This window comes from Frateuria terrea, from assembly GCF_900115705.1.
GTDB classification, from domain to species: domain Bacteria; phylum Pseudomonadota; class Gammaproteobacteria; order Xanthomonadales; family Rhodanobacteraceae; genus Frateuria_A; species Frateuria_A terrea.
The window spans coordinates 169,378-191,966 of sequence record NZ_FOXL01000006.1 but is presented as its reverse complement, the minus strand read 5'-3'; the positions used below and the strand labels follow the sequence as shown (position 1 = coordinate 191,966).

The following is a 22,589-nucleotide window of genomic DNA, read 5'->3' as shown; positions in this document are numbered from 1 at the left end:
CACCCCGCAGGGGAGAGGGTTCGATTCGCGCAAGCGCCGGGTTATTCGGCCGGTTGTGCCGGCTGGCGCAGCATCTGCCGAACGCTGGGCATGGTGTTGCTGCGCACCGCCAGCTCATGGGCGATGTCGACCAGGCCCAGGTGGCGGGCGACGTCCGCCGGGGTGCGGCCGAAAGCGTCGGCGGCCTGGCGGTCGGCGCCGCGCGCCAGCAGTACGCGCGCGGCCGGCAGCAGCGCGTGCATGGCGCAGGCGTGCAGGGCGGTAACGCCGCGCTGATCGGCGTGTTCCAGCCGCGCGCCGGCATCGAGCAACACCGGCAGCAACGCGGCCAGGTGAGTCGCATCGCAGCCGGCGCCCGGCTTGAATTGCGCGCCGAGCAACAATAGCAACGGGGTCTTGCCCTCATGGTCGGCACGGTTGACGTCGGCGTCGTGCTTGAGCAGCACGTCGAACAGGCGCCGCGCGCGCAGGCTATCGTTGTGCTCGAAGCCGAACTGAGCGGCGGCGTGCAGAGCGCTGCGACCGCGGGCGTCCGCGGCATGGATGTCGGCGCCCCCGGCGAGCAGGTGCTCGGCGATTTCCGGATAGCCGAGTGCGGCGGCGACCATCAGCGCGGTCGTGTCGCCAGGCAGCTTCTGGTCGACCGCCACGCCGTGCTCGAGCAGCACACCGACCAGGGCGTCACGGCGCGCGCCCACCGCAGCGGCAAGCGGGGTGACGCCGGTATCGGCGGCGAGCGAGGCATCGGCGCCGGCATCGAGCAGCCGCGCGGCAATTTCGCGGTGGCCCGCGCCACAGGCATGCAGCAGCGCGGTGGCGCCCTGGGCATCGCGCGTATCCACGTCAAAGCCGAGTTCAAGCAGGCGCTCGACCGCTGTCAGCGCGCCGGCGCGGGTGGCCGCCGGCAAGTCCGCGGCGGTCAGCGCGCGGCGCGGGCGCGACCAGTCGCCCCAGTCCAGCCAGTGCTGGATCGCGTCGTGGTCGAGCGCCAACCCGAGCGGTGTCTCGCCGTTGACGTCGGTGGCCTCGGCGTCGGCGCCATGGGCGATGAGCGCACGAACCAGTGCCAACCCGGCTTCGCCGTGCTCGATCGCGGCGAACAGCGGCGTGCGGCCGGCGCCGTCGCGCGCATTGGGATCGCAACCGCGCGCCAGCAGCGCGTCGAGCAATGCGCCCCCTCGGTGAAGCGCGGCCAGATGCAGCGGCGTGCGCTCGCGCGCATCCGCGCCGAAGGCGTCGGCGCCCGCGTCGAGCAGCTTCAGCGGCAGGGCTGTGCCCTGGGCACCGTCGCCGAGTGCATCCAGCGCCTGCGCGAGCAGCCCGGTGCCGGCGGGCGTGGCGCCAGCCTTGAGCAGGTCGTCGACGGCTTCAATAGCGGCGGGCAGCCGGGTCAGCAGGGCATCGAACAGGCGCCGGCCCTGCGTGGGCGGCGTGCCTTCGGTTGCAGCGGCGGGCGCGGGCAGGCGGGCTTCGGCGGCGAGGCCGTGTTCGAGCAGCCAGTGCCGGGCTGCGCCCAGGCCGGGTTCGGAGAGCTCCAGGTACAGCTGCGCGAGTTGATCCTGCGGCCACTGCCGTGCGCGTTCGGCGAAAGCGGCTGCCACCGCCCACTGGCCGTGGCGAAGGGCGTCGAGCAGACGCGTCGGGGTGTCGGTGTCGTCCTGTGCATCACCGCCCAGGGTCGCGGGCAATGGACACTCGGGGTCGAGCAGGGCGACCAGGTCCCAGCGGCCCGCGGCCGCGGCGTGGTCCAGTGCGCTGCGACCATCGCTGCAGGGGCGCTTGGGCTCGGCGCCGAGCGCGAGCAACGCACGTACGGTTTCGGCCTGCGCGCGCGAGGACTGGCAGGCGAGGGTGAGCGCATCGCGATCGTGGCTGTCGCGAGCGTTGGCGTCGGCATGGGCGTGGGCCAGTGCCTGCACGATGGCGCTGGCGCCACTGCGCGCCGCTTCCATCAGGGCGGTGGCGCCATGGCGGTCGGCCAGGTTCGGGTCGGCACCGGCGGCGAGCAAGGCAGTTGCGATCTGCAGGTGGCCCTCGGCGGCGGCAGCCACCAGCGCGGTGCGCTGGTGCGCATCGGTGGCGTTGACCGGTGCGCGATGCTTGAGCAGCAGCTTGACGCCGGCCGGATCGTCGTCGGCGATACCGGCGGCGGCGACCGTCGCCGGTTCGCCCTCGGCGGGAGCCGGTTTGGCGCCGTGTTCCAACAGGAATTTGGCGAGCGGCCAGTTGGCGGCGCGACAGGCAGCGGCGAGCGGGCTGACGCCGGCCTTGTTCAAGGCGTTCACGGGTGCGGCGGCATCGAGCAGCATCGCCGCGACGATCGGCTCGCCGCTCAACGCCGCCCCATGCAGGGCGGTGTTGCCTTCGCCATCGGTGGCCAGCGGGCTGGCGCCGTTGGCAAGCAGCGTCATCACCGCCTCGGCGCGGCCGTGCCAGCTGTCGCGGGTGGCGGCGAGCAGTGCGGTCAGGCCGCCGCTGGCGCGGTTGACGTCCGCACCTTTGGCGATCAGCGCTCGCAACAGGCGAGTGTCTGGCAGCAACGCGGCGAGGGTGAGCACCGGACGCTGGTCGCGCTCGCCCGGTGCGGGAGCGGCGTCCGGATCGGCGCCGGCCTCCAGCAGCGCCAGCGCGCGTTCAATGTCACCTTCGCGCGCGGCGGCCAGCAGCGCGGTGCCCTGTGCAGGCGTGCCTGCCGTACGCTCTTCCTCGCTCAACGTGACCGGGCGTGGGGCAGCGTTGGGGAAGCCTGCCGGGAGCGGCGCGTCCTCGGCACGGCGACGCGGCCGCGTGCGCTCGCACAGCAGCGCGCGCAAGGTGCGGTTGGCGATCACCAGGCAGCCCAGCGGCAACACCGCCAGGCCGTAGACGACCAGCGCCGCGGTGCGCAGCTCCATCGGCAGCACGCCGTACAGGCCGGTCAACGCGATGGCGCCATAGGCCATGACCAGCAACGCGAACGCGGCCGGCAGGAAGTGGGTGAAGAAACGCTCCTCGCGCGCCAGGTGCCGGCCGAAGGCGAGGCTGCGCGCGGTGGCGGTAAAGATCCACGAGCCGTCGCTTTGCGACGGATAGGCATCGTCCCACAGGAACACCAGCCCGAACGCCGGCCACACGCGCCACAGCGCCACCAGCGCCACCACCAGCGCAGCTGCCAGCAGCAATGCGCCGCCCAGGCTCGGCTGCTGATGCAGCTGGAGCATAGGCCAGGCGATCAGCAGGAACACCAGCGCCACGTAGCCGGTGAACATCACCACGTGCGCCGCGCCCCGGCGCAGCACGGTGCGGCCGAAGCGCGGCTCCGGATCGAAGCCGATCGCGTGGCAGACCGCGGCCATGACCAACGCATTGGCCGCCAGCAGCGGGATCAACGCGAGCGGGTGGGCCCCCAGTGCGGCGATCGCCACGGCGATCCATCCAGGCAGGAACCAGGCCGCACCCTTGAGCAGGGGCGGCGGGCGGCGACGCGATCGGGGTTCGTTCATGGCGGGAGTATAGGAAGCGTGGGCGCCGCAGACGGTAACGGCGCGTTAACCCCGGCGCCACGGATTCATTCGTCGCGATCGTCCGGCATGCTGCGCTGGAGCTGGTTGGCCACTGCCAGCGTCTCCTGTGGGGGCAGCTGCAGGTGCCAGCCCTGCGTGCGCAGGTGATCGAGCACGAGGAGGCTGTCCTCGTGCGGCAGCCGGCGTTGCTCATCGAGCTGCACTTCGAGCACGAAGCGCAGGTCGCCGAGCAGCATCGACAGCGACTCCGGAACGACGCCGAATTCGTCGCGCGTGGCAAGCCACACGTAAGTGTCGGGTTTGCGTTGGCTGGCGTAGACAAAGCAGTGCATGGACGACTCCGACGGCGGGGACGTGGGGCGGGCGCGAAGCCTAGCAGCAAGGCAGGCAAATGCTGCGGTCGCACTTGCAAGCCCCTGGATGGCTGGGCAGAGTGTCGCGCGGGGGCGTCAAACGCGCGTATGAATTCGCCGTGGCGCTCCCGTTGCCACCCCGAGCCGCGTCTTAAGATAAGCAGGAGCTTAGCGATGCCTATGTCTTTTCGTTCCCTTCCGGGCACTGCCCGGCCCTTTGCGCTGGCCGCGCTGAGCCTTGCCGTCGCCGGTGCACTGGCGCTGCCGCAGGGCGCCCATGCCAGCGCCTTCCAGCTGAAGGAAAACAGTGCCAAGGGCATGGGCCGCGCCTATGCCGGCTCGGCGACCGCCGGCGGCGACGCCTCGGTGGTGGCGAACAACCCGGCGGCGATGACCGACCTGGACGGCACCTACCTGCAGGCCGATATCACCGCGATCAACTTCAGCGCCAAGTTCAGCGGCACCGCGCATGACGCGCTGGGCCGTCCGATCAGCGGCGGCAACGGCGGCGACGCCGGCACCACGCTGCCGGTCCCGGCGCTGTTCATCGCCAGCAAGGTGTCCGACCGCGTGCACCTTGGCTTCGGCCTGTCGGTGCCGTTCGGCTTCCAGACCGAGTACGACTCCAACTGGATGGGCCGCTACAACGCCATCAAGTCGCGCTTCGAGTCGCTCGATGCCACCCTGTCCGGCTCGTTCGATGTCAACGACCAGTTCAGCCTGGGCGCCAGCGTCATCGCGCAGAAGACCTCGGCGGAACTGACCTCGGCGATCAACTTCAACGGCGTCGCGCTGGGTCTCATCCAGCAAGGTGCCGCGGCCGGTGCGATCCCGCCGGCAGCGGTGCCGACCTACCTGGCGCAGGTCGGCGCGGTGGTGCCGCCCGGGTCCGATGGCCTGGCCCGCATCAAGGGCGACGACTGGGGCTATGGCTGGCAGGTGGGCGCCTACTGGAAGCTCACGCCGAACGACAAGCTGGCGTTCGACTACCGCTCCAAGATCTCGCACAAGCTGCAGGGCACGGGCAACTTCACCGTTCCGGGCAACGTGTCCGCGTTGCTGTCCAGCCCGCAGATCGCGCCGCTGCTCGCCGGGCTGGGCGGCGTGCCGTTCACCCACACCACCGGCACGGCCAACTTCACCACGCCTGCGACGGCCGGCCTCAGCTATTGGCACCAGGCCGAGAAGTTCGGCCTCGGCATCGACCTGAACTGGACCAAGTGGGACGTGTTCAAGGAACTGCGCGTGCAGTACGGCAACCCGGCGCAGCCCGACAGCGTCGAGCCCTTCAACTGGCGCAACACCTGGTACGCGGCGATCGGCGGCGACTACTACGTCAACGACAAGCTGACCCTGCGCGCCGGCATCTCGGTCGACACCACGCCGACCTACAACGCCACCCGCGACGCCCGCGTGCCGGACTCCACCCGCAAGTTCGCGGCGCTGGGCCTGGGCTACAAGGCCAGCGAGAACTTCGAGATCAACGCCTCGTACGCGCACATTTTCGTCAACCGTGCGCACGTCAATTCGGCGAGCCCGACTGGCGACGTGCTCGCCGGCAATTTCGACGATTACGGCAACCTGCTCAGCCTGTCGGCGCAGTACAAGTTCTAAGCGTCACCCATGAAAGCCTCCCCGCGCGAGCGGGGAGGCTTTTTTTCGTCCGTGGAGGGAACGCGCGCGTTCAGCCGTTGCGCAACGGCTTGTCGCCGCGGTCGGTCGCCAGGTAATTGCCGTCGCCTTGCGGCTCGCGGATGGTCGAGGCGAGGTCGTCCTGTCGACCCACGCCGCTCTGGCCGGCCGGCCGGGCACGGTAGCCGGATCGCACCGTATCGGAGGAGTGTTCGGGGCGGGACTGCCGGCCGGCAGCGGCGGGCTGTGGCGCGCCATGCTCCTTTGTCGTGGCGTCCAGCCGGCTGCCCTTGGGCTCGCCGCCAGCGCCACCCTGGCCGCTCTGCGGGCCTGCGTCCACACCCGCCGGGGTGCCTGCGTCGTTCGGGAGATTCGGATCGGCCAGGAGGGGCTCCTGCGATTGCCTGCCCGCAGTTTCGCCCGCGGCCCGTTGCCGCGGCGTGGACAGCGGCCGACGCCCTCGGGCGAGCAGGCGGTCAGCCGTGCCGCAGCAGGAGCTCCAACAGGCGGCGGAAGCGCACGCCGTAGGGCGGGCGCAGCCATGCGGCGCCGTTCCAGCGCGACTGGGCGAACACCGGCTTGAGGTGGGAGAACGTCTCGAAGCCCGCCTTGCCGTGGTAGCCGCCCATGCCCGAGGCACCGACGCCGCCGAATGGCAGGCCGTGCTGTGCGATGTGGTAGAGCGTGTCGTTGATCGTGACGCCACCAGCCTGGGTGCGCGCGAGCACCGTGTCGATCGTCCGGCGGTCCCGCTCGAAGAGATACAAGGCCAGCGGGTGCGGGCGCGCGTTGACGTAGTCGACCGCGTGCGCGACCGAATCGCAGGCGATCAGCGGCAGCAGCGGGCCGAAGATCTCCTCGTGCATGATCCGGGCGTCGTCGGGCACGTCCAGCAGCAGTTGCGGCGGGAACAGGCGCCGGGCCGGATCGGCCGGCGCGTCCGCCAGCGGCTCGATGCGCGCGCCGGCGTGGCGGGCTTCCTCCAGGAGCGCCGCCATGCGCGCGAAGTGCCGCTCGGAGACGATGCTGGCGTACTGCCGGTTGCGGGCGAGGTCCGGGTACAACCGTGCCATCGTTGCGCGTGCGTGGGCGACGAATTCACCCACCCGCGCGCGCGGCAGCAGCACGTAGTCCGGTGCGATGCAGGTCTGGCCGGCGTTGACCAGCTTGCCGGCGAGGATGCGTTCGGCCGCCTGCGCCAGGTCCGCGCCCGGCCCCACGATGACGGGCGACTTGCCGCCGAGCTCCAGCGTCACCGGCGTCAGGTGCGCCGAGGCGGTGCGCATTACCTGATGGCCCACGGCGGTCGAGCCGGTGAACAGCAGGTGGTCGAATGCCAGCGCACTGAACGCCTGGGCCACCGCCGCGTCGCCGGTGACGACCACCACCTCGTCCTCGCCGAAATAGGCCGCGACCCGTTCCGCGAACAATGCCGAGAAGCGCGGCGTGAACTCGCTCATCTTGACCATCGCGCGGTTGCCGGCCGCCAGCGCGTCCACCAGGGGGCCGACGGCGAGGAACATCGGGTAGTTCCACGGCACCACGATCCCCACCACGCCCCGCGGCTGCGGCAGCAGCCGGTTGTGGCCCGGCAGGAAAGCCAGCGCGGTGGGTGCGCGGCGGGGGCGCATCCAGCGCCGGCCGTGGCGCAACGCATGACGGATGGCCGAGAGCGAAGGGAACAGCTCCAGCAGTTCGGTTTCCTCGACCGGACGCTGGCCGAAATCCGCGTCGATGGCCTCGGCGAAGGCGCCGCGATGTTCGCGCAGCATGCGCGCCAGGCGCTGCAGCCGGTCGGCGCGGACGCGCCAGGGCGGCACCGGGTCGCGCGCCTGCGCGGCACGCAGGCGGTGCAGGGTGGCGATCAGCTCCACATTCTCGGCCATGGCGCGTGCTTGCCTGGGGCGGGACGCCATGGTCGCACGAGTCGTGCAACGGCTTCCGCGGCCCTCCTTGGGGCGCGGTGGTTCGCGGAGGCTGAGGGGCGTCGTTCCCGGGGCAGGACGAGGCTGCCCTGGCCCCTCGCGTCAGCCCTCTCCCGGACGGGAGAGGGCTGATGGCGCTTACTCGCCGATCGTCAGCAGCGAGGCGTTGCCGCCGGCGGCAGTGGTGTTGATGGTCAGCGTGCGCTCGCCGGCGAAGCGCAGCAGGTAGTGCGGGCCGCCGGCCTTGGGACCGGTGCCGGAAAGCGCCTCGCCGCCGAACGGCTGCACGCCGACCACCGCACCGATCTGGTTGCGGTTGACGTAGCAGTTGCCCACGCGTGCGCGGCTCTGGATGAACTGCACGGTGTCGTCGATGCGGCTGTGGATGCCGAGCGTCAGGCCGTAGCCGGTGGCGTTGATCTGGTCGATCACGTTGCCCAGCTCGCTTGCCTTCCAGCGGATGACGTGCAGCACCGGGCCGAAGATCTCGCGGGTGAGCGTCTGCAGCGACGGGATCTCGTAGGCGCGCGGGGCGAAGAAGGTGCCATTGCCGGTGGCGGCCGGGTCGAGTGGCACCTCGGCGATCTTCCTGGCCTCCTTGTCCATGCGCGCAGCGTGCTCGACGAGGATCTTCAGCGCGTCCGCGTCGATCACCGGGCCGACGTCGGTGGAGAGCAGGCCCGGATCGCCGACCTTGAGCTCGGCCATCGCGCCGGCGAGCATGCCGACCACCTTGTCGGCGATGTCCTCCTGCACGAACAGCACGCGAGCGGCCGAGCAGCGCTGGCCGGCGGACTGGAAGGCGGCGGAGATGACGTCCTTGACGATCTGTTCGGGCAGCGCGGAGGAGTCGGCGATCATCGCGTTCTGGCCGCCGGTCTCGGCGATCAGGGCGGCGATCGGCGCGTTGCGCGCGGCCAGCGCGCGGTTGATCGCCCAGGCGGTTTCGGTCGAGCCGGTGAAGGCGACGCCGGCCACGCGCGGGTCCTTGGTGAGCGCGGCGCCGACCACGGCGCCATCGCCCGGCAGGTACTGCAGCACGTCGGCCGGGATGCCGGCCTCGTGCAGCAGTTTGACCGCCATGTAGCCGATCAGCGAGGTCTGCTCGGCGGGCTTGGCGATCACCGCATTGCCAGCGGCGAGCGCGGCAGAGACCTGGCCGACGAAGATCGCCAGCGGGAAGTTCCACGGGCTGATGCAGACGAACACGCCGCGGCCGTTCAGGAACAGCTGGTTGCTCTCGCCGGTCGGGCCCGGCAGTTGTTCGGGCTGGCCGAACAAGCGTCGCGCCATGGTCGCGTAGTAGCGCAGGAAGTCGGCCGCCTCGCGGATCTCGGCGATGGCGTCGGGCAGGCTCTTGCCGGCCTCGCGCACGCACAGCGCGATGAACTCGCCGCGGCGCGCCTCGAGCTGGTCGGCGGCGTGCTCCAGGATCGCCGCGCGGCTGGCTGCCGGCAGGCGGTCCCAGCCCGGCTGCGCGGCGACCGCGTTGGCCAGTGCCTTGTCGGCCATGGCGGCATCGCCGGCGACGTAGCTGCCGATCACCTGGCGGCGGTCGGCCGGGTTGGTGACCTCGACGGTCAGGCCATTGGCCTGCGCACCGGGCACCAGGGGGGCGGCCTGCCACGGGCCGGCATGGCTGTTGACCGCTTCGGCGAGGGAGCGGAGCTCGTTGTCGTTGGAAAAGTTCACGCCCATGGAATTCTTCCTGGATACGAAATTTGAATGCTGCGCAAGCGCAGCATTGTCACCGTAGAGGTTCACCGGCAGCGGGATGCGCGGGTGAGGGATGGATGCAAACGACCGCACCGTCTCGCACGGGTCGGCGACCAGTTCGCGCACCGGCAGGCTCTCGTCCACCACGCGGTTGACGAAGCTGGTGTTGGCGCCATTCTCGAGCAGGCGGCGCACCAGGTAGGGCAGCAGATCCTCGTGCGTGCCGACCGGCGCATAGACGCGGCAGGGCACGTTCAAGTTCTGCGGTCCGATCACCTCGGCATAGAGGTCGGTGCCCATGCCGTGCAGGCGCTGGTACTCGTAGGGACGACCCTTCGCCAGGTGGTGCACAGCGGCGATGGTGTGCGCGTTGTGCGTGGCGAACTGCGGATAGATCAGCTCCACGCCGGCGTCGAACAGCTTGCGCGCGCAGGCCAGGTAGGAGACGTCGGTGTTCGGCTTGCGCGTGTAGACCGGGTAGCCGGCCAGGCCGTTTTCCTGCGCGCGCTTGATCTCGGCATCCCAGTAGGCGCCCTTGACCAGACGCACGTACCAGCGCCGGCCGGTGGCGCGGGCCGTCTCGATCAGCCAGTCGATCACGAACGGCGTGCGCTTCGAATACGCCTGCACCACGATGCCCAGGCCGTTCCAGCCTTCCAGCGAGGGGTGCGCGAAGACGTCGCCGATGATGTCCAGCGACAGCTCGAGGCGGTCGGCCTCCTCGGCGTCGACCGACAGCGCGATGCCCTGGCTTTTCGCCAGCTGCGAGAGCTCCAGCAGCTTGGCGGTGAGGTCACGGCGGGCTTCCGCACGGCGTGCCACTTCGTAGCGTGGATGCAGCGCGGACAGTTTGACCGAGATCGACGGCGCGTCGGTGTGGTTGGCGAACGGGCCGCGCGCGCCGATGCGGGCGATCGCGCGGCGGTAGTCCTCCTGGTAGCGCTCGGCGGTTTCGGCGGTCAGCGCGGACTCGCCCAGCATGTCGTAGGAATAGCGGTAGGCCGCATATTCCTTCTTCGCGCAACGGTCCAGCGCCTCATCGATGGTGCGGCCCATCACGAACTGGTGGCCCATGATGCGCATGGCCTGGCGCACCGCCAGGCGGATGGCAGGTTCGCCGGCGCGCGCGACCAGGCGCTTGAACGCGCCGGTGAAATCGCGGCGCGTTTCGTCGGCAAGGTTCACCAGGTGGCCGGTCAGCATCAGGCCCCAGGTCGAGGCGTTGACGAACAGTGACTCGCTCTGGCCCAGGTGCTTCTTCCAGTTGGCGTCGCCCAGCTTGTCGCGAATCAGTTTGTCGGCGGTGACCTTGTCCGGGATGCGCAGCAGCGCCTCGGCCACGCACATCAGCAGCACGCCCTCCTCGGAGGAGAGGTCGTACTGGCGCATGAAGGATTCGACCGCGCTCTGGTCCTTGGCGCGCGCACGTACGCGGGTGACCAGGTCGGCGGCCAGGTCGATCACCTGCTCGCGCTCGACGGCGGGGAGCGTGGCCTGGGTCAGCAGGTCGTTGACTGCCTCGGTCTCGTCGCGCAGCCAGGCGGCGGTGATGCGCGCGCGGGCCGGCTCGGCACCGGCGGGGATTTCGGGGCTGAGGATGGGTTCGATCACGGGATGTTCGTCGGAACCGCCGGTGCGGCGGGGAGCCCGCGATTGTACGCCCCGCGCCCAGGCGCATGCATCCGTGCCTGGGCGCATGCGGGCGTCTGTCGCTCCGCGTGGATTGGCCCTGCCGCGCGCTTGCCATGATGGCAGGCGCGGGCCGTTGGAATGGGAGGCAAGCGGCCTGCTGGCGTCACAGGCAGGCGTTGCACCGCAGTTCTCCGGCGTCCGTACACCGCCCGCGGCGGCCGTGATCCGCGTCATCGGGGTGCGACATTCTTGCCTCGCGGCGATGCGGCGGCCTATCATTCCGCTGTTCCAGGCACGCCGGATCCCCATGATCGTGCTTCGACCAGCTGCCGCCGGCCTGCCGTGCGTGACGATGTGGCTACGGCCCAATCGCGCACTCAGCCGACGCGGACTGCGTCGTTTGATCATGGTGCTGGCGGCCCTGGCGCTGACGACGGCCGGGCTGGGCGCGTGGCAGGGGAACGTCTTCGCTCCGCTGTTTGCCCTGATCGAGTCCTGCGCGATGGCCCTTGCCCTGCGGCAGGCCTGGCGCGCGGGCGACCGCAGCGAACGCATCAGCCTCGACGACGAGTCGCTGGAGGTGCGTGCGCTGCCCGGGCGCCGATGCGCGCGCTTCCAGTCCTACTGGGTGCGCGTGCGGCTGGCGCCCGGCCACGGGCACGACCGTCTGCTGCTGGGGTCGCATGGACGCGAGCTGGAGATCGGGGCGTTCCTCGCCGAAGAGGAACGCATCGAGGTGGCGGGGAAACTCAAGGTGTTGCTGGCGGATGTGCAAGGCCAGCCGCGCAGGTAGCTACAACAAAGGTGCAGGACATGACATCTGGCGGCATCAGGATCAAGGCATGGGCGGCAGCGGCCTGTGCGCTGTTCAGCAGCGCGGTCTGGGCCAACCCCCAGCCCGGCCAGCTCAACATGACGCGCGGCGTGAGCGAGTGGTCGCCCGAGCCGTACTTCCTCAACAACGTCGCGCTGGGCGTGTGCGTCGTGATCGGCGTGCTGGTGTTCGGCGCGATGTTCATCGCCATGTTCCGCTTCCGCAAATCGCGCGGCGCGGTGGCAGAGAAGTGGTCGCACAACACCATGCTCGAAGTGGTGTGGACGACCATTCCGGTGATCATTCTGATCGTGCTGGCCTGGATGGCGACCGGTGGCCTGGTGTCCTTCGCCGACACCACCGGTTCGCAGATGACCGTCAAGGTCACCGGCTACCAGTGGAAGTGGCGCTACGACTACGTCGACTACCAGGGCAAGGCGATCGACAAGGTCGGCTTCATGTCCAAGCTCGACGAGCAGAGCAACGATACCCGCCAGCTGCGCTCGGGCCTGGACCCGCATGCGGTCAAGGTCGGTGACGAGAACACCTACCTGCTGAACGTCGACAAGCCGCTGGTGGTGCCGGTCGACACCAAGATCCGCTTCGTCATCACCGCCGGCGACGTGATCCACTCCTGGTGGGTGCCGGCGCTGGGCTGGAAGATCGACGCGATCCCCGGCATCGTCAATGCGGCCTGGACCAACATCAAGGTGCCGGGCACCTACCGCGGCCAGTGTGCCGAGCTGTGCGGGCAGGACCATGGCTTCATGCCGATCGTGGTGAAGGCCGTCTCCAAGGCCGAGTTCGCGCAGTGGCTGGCGCAGCAGGAGGCCGCCGGCAAGGCGCCGCCGGCCACGCCTGCGACGCCGGCCTCGCCGGCGCCGGCATCGACCGCTGCCGCCCCGGCCACCGCGCAGGCGGCCCCGGTAGCAACGACTTCGGGCAAGCGGGGCTGAACCCTCCGCTCCACCCATCCGTTTTCAAGCATTCGCATTAGGTAGAGGTGCAAGGCCATGGCCCACGCAGCCACCCACGATCACCACGACGAGCACCACGGCGCGCCGTCCAACTTCTTCACGCGCTGGTTCATGTCCACGAACCACAAGGACATCGGCACGCTGTACCTGATCTTCTCGCTGACGGCGTTCTTCGTCGGCGGCAGCTTCGCGATGGTGATCCGCGCCGAGCTGTTCAAGCCCGGCATGCAGCTGGTGCAGCCGTATTTCTTCAACGAGATGACCACCATGCATGCGCTGGTGATGATCTTCGGCGCGATCATGCCGGCCTTCGTGGGCCTGGGTAACTGGATGATCCCGCTGATGATCGGCGCGCCGGACATGGCGCTGCCGCGCATGAACAACCTCTCGTTCTGGATTCTGCCGTTCGCCTTTGCGCTGATGCTGTCGACGCTGTTCATGCACGGCGGTGGCCCGGCCGGCGGCTGGACCATGTACCCGCCGCTGTCGCTGCAGAGCGATTCGCTGGCCTACGTGGTGTTCGCGATCCACCTGATGGGTATCAGCTCGATCATGGGCGCGATCAACATCATCGCGACCATCCTCAACATGCGCGCGCCGGGCATGGACCTGTTGAAGATGCCGGTGTTCGTGTGGAGCTGGCTGATCACCGCGTTCCTGCTGATCGCCGTGATGCCGGTGCTGGCCGGTGCGGTGACCATGCTGCTGACCGACAAGTACTTCGGCACCAGCTTCTTCAACGCGGCCGGCGGCGGCGACCCGGTGCTGTACCAGCACGTGTTCTGGTTCTTCGGCCACCCCGAGGTGTACATCATGATCCTGCCGGCGTTCGGGATCATCTCGGAAGTGATCCCGACCTTCTCGCGCAAGCCGATCTTCGGCTACAAGGCGATGGTGTTCGCGATTGCCTCGATCGCCTTCCTGTCGTTCATCGTGTGGGCGCACCACATGTTCGCGGTGGGCCTGCCACTGGGCGCCGAGATCTTCTTCATGTACGCCACCATGCTGATCGCGGTGCCGACCGGCGTGAAGGTGTTCAACTGGGTGTCGACGATGTGGGGCGGTTCGCTGACGTTCGAGACGCCGATGCTGTTCGCCATCGCGTTCGTCATCCTGTTCACCATCGGCGGCTTCTCCGGCCTGATGCTGGCGCTGGTGCCGGCGGACTTCCAGTATCACGACACCTACTTCGTGGTGGCGCATTTCCACTACGTGCTGGTGACCGGCGCTGCGTTCGCGATCATGTCCGGCACGTATTACTGGCTGCCCAAGTGGTGCGGCCACATGTACTCGGAGTTCTGGGGCAAGATGCACTTCTGGAACTCGGTGGTGTGGGTCAACGTGTTGTTCTTCCCGCAGCACTTCCTGGGCCTGGCCGGCATGCCGCGCCGCATCCCCGACTACAACGTGGCGTTCGCCAACTTCAACATGATCAGCTCGATCGGTGGCTTCCTGTTCGGTGCCTCGCAGCTGATCTTCCTGGGCGTGATCATCCACGCGGTGTTCTTCTCCAAGAAGAAGGCGCCGGATCGCGTATGGGAAGGGGCTCGCGGCCTGGAGTGGACGGTGCCTTCGCCGGCCCCGCACCACACCTTCGCACTGCCGCCGGTGATCCACGACGACGAGCTGGCGCACGGCCACGTCGAGGATTGATTCGATGGTGACCCAGGCGATGGAACACGATCCGGCCCGCCGCCAGCGCGTGCGACGCACGCTCTGGATCACGGGGACGCTGGCGGTCGCGTTCTTCGTGCTTTCGATCCTGAGCATGCTCAAGGTCGGCTAGTACAAGATTTCCCCGGCCCGCGCGCGGGCCGGCAAGCAGTTCCCCGTGCTTCATGGCGGGGATGGAAGCAAATCAAGAGATATCCACGGGGATCACTCATGGGTCAGCAGCAAGGCGCTTATTTCGTACCGGCCAAGAGCCAGTGGCCGATCGTGGCCGCGGTGGTCATGTTCCTCACCGTGTTCGGTGCCGCGCACTGGTTGAATGCGGCGCCGGGCGAGGCGGGCTTCGGCAAGACCGTCATCACCATCGGCTTCATCGGCATCCTGCTGATGTTCTTCGGCTGGTTCCGCTCGGTGATCCATGAATCGCTTGCCGGCCGCTACGACGCCCAGGTCGACCGCTCGTTCCGCATGGGCATGATGTGGTTCATCTTCTCCGAGGTGATGTTCTTCGCCGCGTTCTTCGGAGCGCTGTTCTACACGCGCATGTTCTCGGTGCCCTGGCTGGGCGGCGATGGCCACGGCGTGCTCACCCACCAGTTCCTGTGGAATGACTACACCGCGGCCTGGGGTGCCGGCGGCGGCAATGGCCCGGGCAACATCGGCGGCAGCTTCCAGACCGTCGTGCCGTGGGGCCTGCCGCTGCTCAACACGCTGATCCTGCTTACCTCCAGCGTCACCGTGACCATCGCGCACCACGCGCTGAAGTCCGGCCATCGCGGCAAGATCCTGGTGTTCCTCGGCCTGACCGTGCTGCTGGGTGCGACCTTCGTGTACGCCCAGGCGCACGAGTACATGGAGGCCTACAAGGAGCTCAACCTCACCCTGCACAGCGGCGTGTACGGTTCGACCTTCTTCATGCTGACCGGCTTCCACGGCCTGCACGTGACGCTGGGCACGATCATGCTGGCGATCATCTGGCTGCGCGTACTCAAGGGCCACTTCTCGCCCGAGCACCACTTCGGCTTCGAGGCGGTGGCGTGGTACTGGCATTTCGTGGACGTGGTGTGGCTGGGCCTGTTCATGTTCGTCTACATCCTCTGAGTTCCGGTGCGGCAGCCCTGTCGCACGGCAAAAAGCCCGCCGGATGGCGGGCTTTTTGTTTGGAACCTAAGGATCGCCGCGAAGGTGCACTAAATGTCGCGCTCGCGGGCCGCGCCTCTCCGGGGCCGCTACAATTACCGGCCGACGCCGTGGGGCTGCAGCCAGCCCATCCAGATGCCCAGCATGATCATGGCGATCAGCACGAGCGACAGGCCGATGCGACGGGTCAGCGCCCAGGCGGTGCGCTTGCTGGCGCCCTTGTCGGTCATCATGAAATACAGCGCCTGGCCGAGGTTGAACACCACGACCAGGAACATGATCACCACGGCGATGGGATAGATGGTTTCCACGTGAGCGGTCCGGACGACTTTCGAATCGGCAGTATAGCCGCCGCCAGCGGGGCCTCCGCGTGACACGATGGCGCAGGCCGGCCTGGTGGAGCGTGCTGCTGACCGTGGCCGCCGCGGCGCTGTTCGTGCGGCTGGGCGTATGGCAGCTCGACCGCGCCGCCTACAAGGACAGCCTGGTGCGTCGCTATGCCGCTGCGGCCCATGCGCCACCGGTACCGTTCGGGCAGGTGGCGGCCACGCCTCCGGCCGATGCCTTCCCACGCGTGGCAGTGCACGGGCGCTGGCTCGCCGATCGCGCCTACCTGCTGGACAACCCCCGGCACGACGCGCGCGGCGGGGTAGAGGTCTACGTGCCGCTGGTGCTACCCGGTCAGCCGCGCCTGCTGCTGGTGGACCTGGGCTTCCTGCCCGGCACCGGCAACGAGCAGGTGCCGCAGCTGCCGGCGTTGCCGCCGGGCGGGGTCGACCTGCACGGGTTGTACCTGCCGCCGCCGGGCGTCGGCCTGGAGCTGGGCGGCGACGCGCTGGCCAGCCAGGCGCACTGGCCCAAAAACACCATCTACCTGGATCTCGGGCAGGTGGCGAAGGACCTGGGCCGCCCGCTTTATCCGCGGGTGCTCGCACTCGACGCCGACCCGGCGGCGATCTACCAGCGCGAACACGCCTTCGATTTTTCCTCGATGCCGCCGGCCCGGCACCGGGCCTACGCTTTCCAGTGGTTCAGCTTCGCGGTCGCCGTGCTGGTGATCTTCCTGGTCCTGCACCGCAAGCGGCGCCCACGACGCACGGACAGACGATGAACGCACCCGCGCCCTCCAACCTCAAGGCCAGCCGCATGAAGCTGCTGGCGATCATGGCCGTGTTCGCCGCGCCGATCATCGTCGCCGGCATACTGACCTTCAGCGGCTGGCAGCCTGGCGGCAAGGGCTATGGACGGCCGGTCGAGCCGCAGCGCAACTTCGTCGACGAGCACGTGCACGTGTCGCTCGCCGATGGCGGCAGTGACTATGCCTGGCGCGACCCGGCCGCGCCGCGCATGACGCTGGTCGCGCTGGCGGGGCCCGGTTGCGCGGCTCGCTGCTTCGAGTCGCTGACCGGCATGGCCAAGGCCTGGGTCACGCTCAACCGCAACCAGAAGCGCCTGCGGCTGTTGTACATCGGCACGCCACCGGCCGACCCGGCCCAGGTGTCGGCGATGAAGTCATTCTGGGTGCTCGGCCGCGACGCGGAGGGCAAGCTGGATGTGTTCCGCCCGTCCGCGCCGGACAGCGTGAGCGCGCTGCTGGTCGAATCCAACGGCACGGCGCTGGCCTACTACCCGGCGGGCTTCGACGGTACCGGCCTGCTGCGCGACATGCACAAGGTGATCAAATGAACGATGAGGGTGGCAGCGGCATGCGGCTTGCGGAAAGGTCCACGGAAGCAGCCGGCACGGCACGTCGCATCATGCGCTGGCTGGCCTTGTGCGCGGCGGTGTTCGCGTTCGGCGTGGTCATGTTCGGCGCCTTCGTGCGCCTGTCCAACGCCGGCCTGTCCTGCCCGGATTGGCCGACCTGCTACGGCCAGGTGACCTGGCCGCACCACGAGCAGGCGGTGGCGCGCGCCGACGCAGCCTTCCCGGATCGCCCCTACGAGGCGAGCAAGGCGTGGCGCGAACAGGTGCACCGCTTCCTCGCCGGCACGCTGGGCGTGCTGGTGCTCGCGCTGGCACTGCTGGCGGCCTGGCGGCCTCGCTGGGCACGCACGGCGGTGATCCTGGGCGCGGTGTTCGCGGGCGGTGGCGTCACCTTGTACATGCGGGGCGAGCATGCCTGGTCCTCGCTGCTGGCGGTGGTGGCGATCGCCTTGCCGTTGGGCACCGCGATCCGCCTGCGCGGTCCCGGTGCGTGGCGAATTGCCGTGCTGGCGCTGGCGGTGATCATCTTCCAGGCGATGCTCGGCATGTGGACGGTGACGCTGCTGCTCAAGCCGATCGTGGTGATGGGCCACCTGCTCGGCGGCATCACCACCTTCGCGCTGCTGGCCTACGCGGCGCTGCGCCTGGCCGGCGTCGGCGCCCCCGACCAGCGGTACGCGCCGTTGCGCCGCTGGATCGTGCTGGGCATCGTGCTGCTCGCATGCCAGATCGCGCTGGGCGGCTGGACCTCGTCCAACTACGCCGCACTGGCTTGCGGCACCGGGCCGGATGCGTTCCCCAAGTGCCTGGGCCAGTGGATGCCGCCGACCGACTTCAGGCAAGGCTTCGTGCTGTGGCGAGGCATCGGCGTGAACTTCGAAGGCGGAGTGCTGGACATGGCCGCGCGCAGCGCGATCCAGATCGCGCACCGCTTCGGTGCCCTGGTCGTGTTCGTCTACCTGCTGTGGCTGGGCCACCGCGTGGCCAGGCGCGGCCTGCGCGTTGCGGGCGCGGCGATCGGTGTGGTGCTGGTCGCGCAGGTGCTGCTGGGCATCAGCAACGTGCATTTCGGGCTACCCTTGCCGGTGGCGACCCTGCACAACGGAGTGGCGGCGCTACTGCTGTTCAGCCTGCTGGCGACGCTGGCGCGGACGCAGCAGGCTCCATCCCTTGCCGTCGTCGCTGATCCGGGCATGGCGCCCGGATCGCCCCATCCACGTTGATGTTGCATCCAGCCCGCGCCGCGACTGCCTGCGCGCGCCGTCGGCCCATGCACTGCGAAGATCTGCCGTGACCCTGCACCTTTCCCAGTATCTCCAGCTCACCAAGCCGCGCGTCGTCGCGCTGCTGGTGTTCTGCGCCGTGATCGGCATGTTCCTGGCCGTGCCCGGCATTCCGCCATGGCGCGCGCTGGTGTTCGGCACGCTGGGCATCTGGATGGCGTCCGGCTCGGCCGCGGCCTTCAACCACCTGATCGACGAGCGGATCGACAAGCTGATGGCGCGTACCCAGCGTCGCCCGCTCGCCACCGGGCAGCTCACGCCGCGGCAGGTGCTGGTGTTCGCGGTGCTGCTGGGCATCGCCTCGATGCTGGTGCTGGCGCTGCTGGTCAACCCGCTGACCGCGTGGCTGACCCTCGGCGGCCTGATCGGCTACGCGCTGGTCTACACCGCTTACCTGAAGCGCGCCACCCCGCAGAACATCGTGATCGGCGGCCTTGCCGGCGCGATCCCGCCGGTATTGGGCTGGACCGCCGTGACCGGCCAGCTGCACGCCTTCGCGCTGCAACTGTGCCTGATCATCTTCGTGTGGACGCCGCCGCACTTCTGGGCGCTGGCAATCTTCCGCCGCGATGATTACGCCCGCGCGCAGATCCCGATGCTGCCGGTGACCCATGGTGTGGCCTACACGCGCTGGCACGTGCTGTTCTACACCGTGCTGCTGCTGCTGGTGACGCTGCTGCCGGCGCTGACCGGCTTCAGCGGCGCAGTCTACCTGGGTGGCGCATTGGTGCTCGGCGGCGGCTTCCTCTACTACGCGATCCGTCTGCTCAACCCGCCGGACGAGTTCTTTGCCATGCGCGTCTTCAAGTACTCGATCGTGTACCTGATGGCGCTTTTCGCCTTCCTGCTGGCCGACCACTGGCTGATGCCGCCCATGCAGGGCGCCGGTATCGCCCTGCAGCGCGCGGTGTAGGCCCGCCGCACGCTTGACAGGCGCACGCCCGGCCACCAGAATGCGCGCGCCCTCCGGCGCGCCGCGCCGCGGCATTTCCCGAGACCTTCCAAGGCATATGGACGTCTACCCTAGTCGCAACGTCGACATCCGCGAGCATCGGGTGCCGGCGTCGCATAACAAGCTGATCGTCTGCGGCGACCGCCTGCGGTCGGCCGGCGCCTTCCTCGACTAGGAACGCCCGGCCCACTCCCGGCGGTGTCGCGGACACCGTTACGAGGAGATGGGTCATGAACCTCCTTCACGCTCTGCCGTTGCTGCGCCTGTGGCGTCGTCTTGCGGCGCGCCGGCGTCCGGCGCCAACGGCTTTCACGGTCACTGTTCCGGCGCCACTGGCCAGCGCCGAGGTGATCGAGCTCCGTCGTCCCGTGCCACACACGCTCCCGCCCCCGCCACTGCCGCACGTGGTGAACGGATGATCCTGCGTACGCTTCGCAAGGGCTGGCCTCCGCCAGTGCCGCGTTCCGTTCGGCCGTGCGGACGGCCGGGCGTGGCATAGCAGGGGCGGCTGTCACGGGCCGCGCCGGGCGTTGAAGCGACAAACGGAAGCGGACAGATGATCAGGCAGACCCTCCAGACCGCCGCGGCACGGGCGACCGGCAGAAGCGCGGCCTCGGCGCGCGTCGTCGCCGCCGACCACGCGCTCAGCCGCAACGACGAGTTGCTGGCCGCGCTCGATACCAGCACCGCCGGCCTCGACGAAGACCAGATCACCGAGCGGCTGCACCGCGACGGGGTCAACGAGGTATCCCACGAGAAGCCGCCGCACTGGTCGCGCCAGCTGGCGCGCGCCTGCAAGAACCCCTTCATCGCGGTGCTGGTGTTGCTGGCGGCCGTGCAACTGGCGACCGACCGCGGCGACCTCACCGGACCGGTGATCATCGCGGTGATGGTCGGCATCAGCGTGCTGCTGAGTTTCACCCAGGAGTACCGCTCCTCGCGTGCCGCCGAGCAGCTCAAGGCGATGGTGCGCAACACGGCCACCGTCACCCGCCGCGCGGCCGATGGCCACAGCGAGCGGATCGAGGTGCCGGTGGGAGAACTGGTCGCCGGCGACATCGTGCACCTGGGCGCTGGCGACATGGTGCCGGCGGACCTGCGGCTGATCTCGGCCAAGGACCTGTTCATCAGCCAGGCGATCCTGACCGGCGAATCGCTGCCGGTGGAGAAGTCGGCGCCGAACGCGCGCGACATGGTGGGCGCCGACGTCAGCCATCCGCTGGAGCTCAACAGCGTCTGCTACATGGGCACCAACGTGGTCAGCGGCACCGCGACCGCCGTGGTGGTGGCGACCGGCGCGCGCAGCTACCTGGGCTCGCTCGCGCACACCCTGTCGGGCCAGCGCGTGCAGACCAGCTTCGACCGTGGCGTGCGCTCGGTCAGCTGGCTGCTGATCCGCTTCATGGCGGTGATGGTGCCGGTGGTGTTCCTGATCAACGGGCTGGACAAGCACGACTGGTTGCAGGCGTTCCTGTTCGCGCTATCGGTCGCGGTGGGCCTGACGCCGGAGATGCTGCCGCTGATCGTCACCGCCAACCTGGGCAAGGGTGCGCTGGCGATGTCCAAGCGCAAGGTGGTGGTCAAGCGCCTGAACGCGATCCAGAACTTCGGCGCGATGGACGTGCTGTGCACCGACAAGACCGGCACGCTCACGCTCGACAGGATCGTGCTCGAGCGCCACCTGGATCTGGACGGCGAAGCGTCCGACGAGGCGCTGGAGTTCGGCTACCTCAACAGCCGCTTCCAGACCGGCCTGAGGAACCTGATGGACAAGGCGGTGCTGGCCCACCGCGATCTCGAGCCGATGTCCTCGCGCTTCCGCCTGGTCGACGAGATCCCGTTCGATTTCCAGCGCCGGCGCATGTCGGTGGTGCTCGCCGGCAGCGACGGTCAGCACCTGCTGGTGTGCAAGGGCGCGGTCGAGGAGATGCTCGCCATCTGCACGGCCGCGCGCCTTGACGGGATCGACACCACGCTCGACGACGCGCGCCGCGCGGAGATCCGCGCAATGACGCGGCGCCTCAACGAGGACGGCCTGCGCGTGCTGGTCGTTGCGATCAAGCGCGAGAACCCGACCGGGCGCGCCTATGGCCTGGTCGACGAGGCCGGCCTTACCGCGATCGGCTGCCTGGCCTTCCTCGATCCGCCCAAGGATTCGGCCTCGACCGCGATCGCCGCGCTGCGCGAGCACGGCGTGGCGGTCAAGGTGATCACCGGCGACAACGAAGCGGTGACGCGCAAGATCTGTCGCGAGGTCGGGCTGGAAGTGACCCACTCGGCGCAAGGCCGCGACGTCGAGGCGCTCGACGACGACGCGCTCGATGCGATGGTCGTGCGCACCACCGTGTTCGCAAAGATGTCGCCGCTGCAGAAGGCGCGGGTGGTCAAATCGCTGCAGCGCCGCGGCCACACCGTCGGCTTCCTGGGCGACGGCATCAACGACGCCCCGGCGTTGCGCGAGGCAGACGTGGGCATCTCGGTCGACAGCGCCACCGACATCGCCAAGGAATCGGCCGACATCATCCTGCTCGAGAAGAACCTGATGGTGCTCGAGGAAGGCGTGATCGAAGGGCGGATCACCTTCGGCAACGTGATGAAGTACATCAAGATGACCGCCAGCTCGAACTTCGGCAACGTGTTCAGCGTGCTGGTGGCCAGCGCCTTCCTGCCGTTCCTGCCCATGCTTCCGCTGCAGCTGCTGGTACAGAACCTGCTCTACGACATCTCGCAGCTGGCGATCCCGTTCGACCGCATGGACGAGGAATACCTGCGCCGCCCGCGCCAGTGGGATGCCAGCGACATCGGGCGTTTCATGGCGTGGATCGGACCGGTCAGCTCGATCTTCGACCTCACCACGTTCTGGGTTCTGTGGCACGTGTTCGGCGCCAACGGTCCGGCGCACCAGTCGCTGTTCCAGTCCGGCTGGTTCGTCGAGGGCCTGCTTTCGCAGACGCTGATCGTGCACATGATCCGCACGCGCCGGATTCCGTTTCTGCAGAGCGCCGCTGCCGCACCCGTGCTGGCGCTGACCGCGGCGATCGCCGCGATCGGCCTGTTCATTCCGTTCAGTCCCTTGGGCGGGAAGCTGGGCATGACCGCGTTGCCATTCGCGTATTTCGGTTGGCTGGCGCTGACGCTGCTTTGCTATGCCGGGCTGACGCAACTGGTGAAGCACCTCTACATGCGCCGCTACGGGCGCTGGCTGTAGCACCCGGCGCGCAGGACTCGCGCCGCGGCCACTACGAATTTTGGTCATACCCATGCCATCGGCCGATGGCTATAAA

Annotated in this window: 17 protein-coding genes; 11 read left to right on the top strand and 6 right to left on the bottom strand. The window is 69.0% G+C overall.

What is annotated here, in order from left to right:
• Positions 1–41: 41 nt before the first annotated feature.
• Both BMZ38_RS12195 and BMZ38_RS12190 read right to left on the bottom strand, forming a co-directional pair.
• The gene (locus tag BMZ38_RS12195) at positions 42–3,482 is read right to left on the bottom strand and encodes an ankyrin repeat domain-containing protein (protein ID WP_091337909.1); all 3,441 of its coding nucleotides are present in this window, start codon (positions 3,480–3,482) and stop codon (positions 42–44) included.
• 65 nt (positions 3,483–3,547) lie between these two features.
• Entirely contained in the window at positions 3,548–3,835 is a 288-nt protein-coding gene (locus tag BMZ38_RS12190) for a YcgL domain-containing protein (RefSeq protein ID WP_091337907.1), read from the bottom strand.
• A 195-nt stretch (positions 3,836–4,030) separates the two neighbouring features.
• Here BMZ38_RS12190 and BMZ38_RS12185 point away from each other — a divergent pair, with 195 nt between their 5' ends.
• On the top strand, positions 4,031–5,470 hold the full coding sequence (locus BMZ38_RS12185; protein ID WP_091337904.1) for an OmpP1/FadL family transporter: 1,440 nt from the start codon (positions 4,031–4,033) through the stop codon (positions 5,468–5,470).
• A gap of 70 nt (positions 5,471–5,540) precedes the next feature.
• Here the strand turns inward: BMZ38_RS12185 and BMZ38_RS12180 are convergent, their stop codons facing one another.
• The 3 genes from BMZ38_RS12180 to putA all read right to left on the bottom strand — a co-directional run bounded on the left by BMZ38_RS12180 (position 5,541) and on the right by putA (position 10,740).
• Positions 5,541–5,828, bottom strand: coding sequence for a hypothetical protein (locus tag BMZ38_RS12180; protein WP_091337901.1), 288 nt, complete (start codon positions 5,826–5,828; stop codon positions 5,541–5,543).
• A gap of 136 nt (positions 5,829–5,964) precedes the next feature.
• Positions 5,965–7,374, bottom strand: a complete 1,410-nt coding sequence (locus BMZ38_RS12175; protein ID WP_091337898.1) for a coniferyl aldehyde dehydrogenase — start codon at positions 7,372–7,374, stop codon at positions 5,965–5,967.
• A gap of 177 nt (positions 7,375–7,551) precedes the next feature.
• Positions 7,552–10,740 carry a bifunctional proline dehydrogenase/L-glutamate gamma-semialdehyde dehydrogenase PutA gene (putA, locus tag BMZ38_RS12170; RefSeq protein WP_091337893.1) on the bottom strand — a complete coding sequence of 1,063 codons (3,189 nt, stop codon included), beginning with the start codon at positions 10,738–10,740 and terminating at the stop codon, positions 7,552–7,554.
• Between the two features lie 373 nt (positions 10,741–11,113).
• Between putA and BMZ38_RS12165 the strand changes: the two genes are divergently transcribed.
• From BMZ38_RS12165 to BMZ38_RS12150, 5 genes are all read left to right on the top strand, one after another.
• On the top strand, positions 11,114–11,554 hold the full coding sequence (locus tag BMZ38_RS12165) for a DUF2244 domain-containing protein (RefSeq protein WP_091338380.1): 441 nt from the start codon (positions 11,114–11,116) through the stop codon (positions 11,552–11,554).
• Positions 11,555–11,574: 20 nt separating this feature from the next.
• Positions 11,575–12,531, top strand: coding sequence for a cytochrome c oxidase subunit II (gene coxB / locus BMZ38_RS12160; protein ID WP_091337890.1), 957 nt, complete (start codon positions 11,575–11,577; stop codon positions 12,529–12,531).
• A 57-nt stretch (positions 12,532–12,588) separates the two neighbouring features.
• Positions 12,589–14,205: a cytochrome c oxidase subunit I gene (ctaD, locus tag BMZ38_RS12155; protein ID WP_091337885.1), complete on the top strand. Its 1,617-nt coding sequence runs from the start codon at positions 12,589–12,591 to the stop codon at positions 14,203–14,205.
• A 4-nt stretch (positions 14,206–14,209) separates the two neighbouring features.
• Positions 14,210–14,338 carry a hypothetical protein gene (locus BMZ38_RS18075; RefSeq protein ID WP_281243897.1) on the top strand — a complete coding sequence of 43 codons (129 nt, stop codon included), beginning with the start codon at positions 14,210–14,212 and terminating at the stop codon, positions 14,336–14,338.
• 98 nt (positions 14,339–14,436) lie between these two features.
• The gene (locus BMZ38_RS12150; RefSeq protein ID WP_091337882.1) at positions 14,437–15,324 is read left to right on the top strand and encodes a cytochrome c oxidase subunit 3; all 888 of its coding nucleotides are present in this window, start codon (positions 14,437–14,439) and stop codon (positions 15,322–15,324) included.
• Between the two features lie 134 nt (positions 15,325–15,458).
• Here the strand turns inward: BMZ38_RS12150 and BMZ38_RS12145 are convergent, their stop codons facing one another.
• Positions 15,459–15,674 (bottom strand): twin transmembrane helix small protein, encoded by a 216-nt coding sequence (locus tag BMZ38_RS12145; protein ID WP_091337878.1) that lies wholly within the window; start codon positions 15,672–15,674, stop codon positions 15,459–15,461.
• A 59-nt stretch (positions 15,675–15,733) separates the two neighbouring features.
• Here BMZ38_RS12145 and BMZ38_RS12140 point away from each other — a divergent pair, with 59 nt between their 5' ends.
• The 5 genes from BMZ38_RS12140 (at position 15,734) to mgtA (ending at position 22,513) form a co-directional block, all read left to right on the top strand.
• Positions 15,734–16,474: an SURF1 family protein gene (locus BMZ38_RS12140; protein ID WP_091337872.1), complete on the top strand. Its 741-nt coding sequence runs from the start codon at positions 15,734–15,736 to the stop codon at positions 16,472–16,474.
• Positions 16,471–17,049: a hypothetical protein gene (locus BMZ38_RS12135; protein WP_091337869.1), complete on the top strand. Its 579-nt coding sequence runs from the start codon at positions 16,471–16,473 to the stop codon at positions 17,047–17,049. Before BMZ38_RS12140 ends, BMZ38_RS12135 begins: the two co-directional genes overlap by 4 nt.
• Positions 17,050–17,069: 20 nt before the next feature.
• Positions 17,070–18,293 (top strand): COX15/CtaA family protein, encoded by a 1,224-nt coding sequence (locus BMZ38_RS12130; RefSeq protein WP_091338377.1) that lies wholly within the window; start codon positions 17,070–17,072, stop codon positions 18,291–18,293.
• 52 nt (positions 18,294–18,345) lie between these two features.
• Positions 18,346–19,266, top strand: a complete 921-nt coding sequence (gene cyoE / locus BMZ38_RS12125) for a heme o synthase (protein ID WP_091338374.1) — start codon at positions 18,346–18,348, stop codon at positions 19,264–19,266.
• A gap of 595 nt (positions 19,267–19,861) precedes the next feature.
• Complete coding sequence (gene mgtA, locus BMZ38_RS12120) at positions 19,862–22,513, top strand: magnesium-translocating P-type ATPase (protein WP_091337865.1); 2,652 nt, start codon at positions 19,862–19,864, stop codon at positions 22,511–22,513.
• The last annotated feature ends 76 nt before the right edge of the window (positions 22,514–22,589 follow it).